Origin of the sequence: Propioniciclava sp., from assembly GCF_029977985.1 — a bacterium.
Lineage (GTDB): Bacteria > Actinomycetota > Actinomycetes > Propionibacteriales > Propionibacteriaceae > Propioniciclava.
The window spans coordinates 1-3,340 of record NZ_JARKOT010000203.1 but is presented as its reverse complement, the minus strand read 5'-3'; the positions used below and the strand labels follow the sequence as shown (position 1 = coordinate 3,340).

At 69.9% G+C, this 3,340-nt stretch carries 4 protein-coding genes; 3 read left to right on the top strand and 1 reads right to left on the bottom strand.

Annotated features, from left to right (window positions below):
- The coding region (locus tag Q1K57_RS12000; protein WP_300082926.1) for an ATP-binding protein at positions 1 to 890 on the bottom strand (890 nt) is incomplete at its 3' end.
- Between the two features lie 355 nt (positions 891 to 1,245).
- Here Q1K57_RS12000 and Q1K57_RS11995 point away from each other — a divergent pair.
- From Q1K57_RS11995 to Q1K57_RS11985, 3 genes are all read left to right on the top strand, one after another.
- Positions 1,246 to 1,665, top strand: coding sequence for a low molecular weight phosphatase family protein (locus Q1K57_RS11995; RefSeq protein WP_300082923.1), 420 nt, complete (start codon positions 1,246 to 1,248; stop codon positions 1,663 to 1,665).
- Between the two features lie 22 nt (positions 1,666 to 1,687).
- Complete coding sequence (locus Q1K57_RS11990) at positions 1,688 to 2,578, top strand: VOC family protein (RefSeq protein ID WP_300082919.1); 891 nt, start codon at positions 1,688 to 1,690, stop codon at positions 2,576 to 2,578.
- Between the two features lie 243 nt (positions 2,579 to 2,821).
- A partial coding sequence (locus Q1K57_RS11985) for a hypothetical protein (protein ID WP_300082916.1) occupies positions 2,822 to 3,340 on the top strand: 519 nt, incomplete at its 3' end.

Sequence of the window (3,340 nt, the reverse complement as noted above, 5' to 3'; positions counted from 1 at the left end):
ACCTCGAGCGCGAGTTGGTCGTCGGCCGACTCGGCGTCGATCGCGATGACGCTCGGGTGGATCGTCTCCTTGGTCCCCGTCAGGTACTTCACGAAGTCGATGAGGCCGTCGTCGTAGCGGAAGGTGACTTCGCGGGTGTGGGCCTCGGCGTCGTCCTCGAAGTCGGCCAGGCCGGTGCCGTTGACCTGCGCCTTCAACTCGTCGGAGCTCAGCGGCCGCTCGTCGACCAGCCGGATCGTGAGGCCCTTGTTGAGGAACGCCATCTCGCGGAACCGGGTGGCGAGGGTGTCCCAGTTGTAGGTGGTGGTCTCGAAGATCTCGGTCGACGCGTGGAACGTGACGGTCGTGCCGATCTGGTCGTCGGGCCCGAGGGGACGCCCCCGCTGCAGGTCGGCGTCCGGGACGCCGAGGCTGAAGCTCTGGTGCCAGTGGTAGCCGTCGCGCCGCACGTCGACACTCAGGGAGTCGGACAGCGCGTTCACGACGGACGCACCCACCCCGTGCAGGCCGCCGGAAACCTTGTAGCCGCCCGCGCCGAACTTGCCGCCGGCATGCAGCACCGTGAGAGCCAGCGTGACGGCCGGGATCTTCTCCTTCGGGTGCAGGTCGACCGGGAAGCCGCGGCCGTTGTCGGTGACCCGGACGCCGTCGCCCGGCAGGAGCGTCACCGTGATGGTGTCGCAGTAACCGGCGAGCGCCTCGTCGACGGAGTTGTCGACGATCTCGTAGACGAGATGGTGCAAACCGCGCTCGCCCGTGGAGCCGATGTACATGCCCGGGCGCTTGCGCACCGCCTCGAGCCCCTCCAGAACCTGGATCGCACTGGCGTCGTACACACCCTCTTCCACCGACGTGGACGACACCCGGGGCCCGTTGGTGTTCTCAGTCACCCGATACTCTCTCCCTGCTGAGACGCCCCGGCGGCACTCCCGGAGCTGAACGCACGAAGGACGCCGCATCCACGCAGTTGTGGGGCGACGGCCTCAGACGTCCCCACTCTAGCCGATCGACCCCGAAAAACACGGGTCCCCTGACCGCACAATGGGCCCTGATCGGCCGATTACGGCCGCTGCGGCGTCCGTAGCCCCCCTCGCCCGACCCCGAGTATGCCTCACCCTCTCTGAATCCGCTCAGAGCCCCCGTCAACCCGCCTGTCGAGCCTGTCGAGACCACCCCCCGCCGGTCGGGCTTGTCGAGATTCCCACCCCCCACCAGACTTGAAGCAACCACGACGAAGGAGTCCCGATGGCTGATCGCCCCACGGTGTTGTTCATCTGTGTCTCGAACGCGGGCAAGTCCCAGATGGCAGAAGCACTCCTGCGCGCCCGGGTGGGCGAGGCCGCCGACATCCACTCCGCAGGCACGACGCCGAAGGGGAAGGTCAACGCGGCGTCGGCGGCGTCCGTGGCTCGCGCCGGCGCGGACATGAGCACCGCACGCTCGAAGGGCATCGATCCCGAGCTGCTGCGCACGGCCGACCGGGTGGTCATCCTCGGCCAGGACGCCCACGTCGAACCCGTCGAGGGCATGCGCGCCCCGATCGAGCGCTGGGAGACCGACGAACCCTCCCTGCGCGGCATCGAGGGCGACGAGCGCATGGACCTCATCCGCGACGACATCGACGCCCGCGTGGCCACGTTGGCAACCGAACTGGGAATTAATTGAGGTATCAACTAGTTTCGTGGGTATGACCACCACGACTGAGCTCCTCCCCACGCAGACGCGCATGGGCGGCGTCGCGCTCGACGTCGCCGACCTCGACGCCATGACCGGCTTCTACCGCGACGTCCTCCTGCTCGACCAGGTCGCCGAGCGCGGCAGCGAAGTCGACCTCGGCCGCGGCGGCGAGACCCTCCTCACCCTGCGCCACCGTGCCGACCTGCCCCGCGGCGAGCGCCGCAGCGCGGGGCTGTTCCACACGGCGATCCTCAACGAGACGCCGACCGCCCTGGCCACGACGCTGGCGTCCTTCGCCATCAGCCCCTACGCGGGCCAGTTCACCGGCTCGGGCGACCACCTCGTCAGCCAGGCCTTCTACCTCGACGACCCCGAGGGCAACGGCGTCGAGCTCTACGTCGACCGCCCCCGCGACCAGTGGACCTGGCACGGCGGCCGCGTGCAGATGGACACGCTCTTCATCGATCCCAACGCGTTCCTCACCGAGCACCTCACCGATGCGGCCCGCGACTTCGTCCGCACGGACGCCGACCGCCGCGGCTCCCTGCCCGACGGCACGGTGGTGGGCCACGTGCACCTCAAGGTGGGCGACACCGCCCACGCGAAGGACTTCTACGTCGACACCCTGGGCTTCGACGTGACCGCCGAGGCCCCCGGCGCCCTGTTCGTGTCCGCCGGCGGTTACCACCACCACATGGCCATGAACACCTGGCAGACGCCCGGCGTCGGTCTCCGGACGCCGGCCCTGGGCCTCGGTCGCGTCGACATCGTGCTGCCGACGGCGTCCGCGGTCGGTCGCCTCGCCGAGCGGGCCGAGGCTCGCGGCGTCCCGACACGCCACACGGGGCTCATGGTCGAGATGGACGACCCGTGGGGCAACCTCGTCCGCGTCACCGTGTGACCACCCGTGTGACACTCGGGTGCCCACCCCGTGTGACGGTTGGGGCTCACGGAGAGGGCGCTGGAGCGCTCCATTCGTGAGCCCCAACCGCAACACGGGGATGCTCCCCAACTGCAACACGGGAGAGAGGGACGCCGCTCGTCAGGCCCACGACGCGGGCCAGGGGCGGACGCCGCCGGTGCGGGATGACTCAGGGTGGTCCCGCATCGCGCAGTTCTACACCGTAGAGATAGCGTTCCACCCATGATCTACATCGTAGAAGACCCCCCCTCCGTCGCACCGACCACCCCCCTGCCCGCCATCGTCGCCCGCTACCAGCATCCCTGGCGGTTCTATGTCGTCGCCTCCGCGATCCCGTGGGCCCTCTGGTTCACCGCAGGCTGGATCTCGCACCACCCGGACGCGGTCCCCGCCTCCCCCACATGGATCGCCACCCTCGGCGTCCTGGGTCTGGTCACGCCGCTCGGCGTGGCCGCGACCCTCGTCCTCCGCGACCGGGCGCTCGTCGCCGACGCGCGCCGGCGCCTCACGAACGTCCGCTCAGTGCAGCCTCTCCTCTGGGCCACCGCCGCGCTCCTCCTGCCGGTCTCCCTCCTCGTCGCCACCGCCCTCTCGGTCCCCCTGGGCTACTCCCCCGACCAGTTCCTCCCCCGCGGCACCACCTCCTTCACCGCCGGCGCCCTCAACGCGTTCGTCGTCATCGGCGTCGCCGCCGTCGTCGAAGAGCTCGCCTGGAAGGGCTACGGCACCGACGCGCTCGCC

Excerpts from the sequence above, each read along its gene's own strand:
- Q1K57_RS11995 (WP_300082923.1), top strand. The coding sequence starts at position 1,246 with ATGGCTGATCGCCCCACGGTGTTGTTCATCTGTGTCTCGAACGCGGGC.
- Q1K57_RS11990 (WP_300082919.1), top strand. The coding sequence starts at position 1,688 with ATGACCACCACGACTGAGCTCCTCCCCACGCAGACGCGCATGGGCGGC.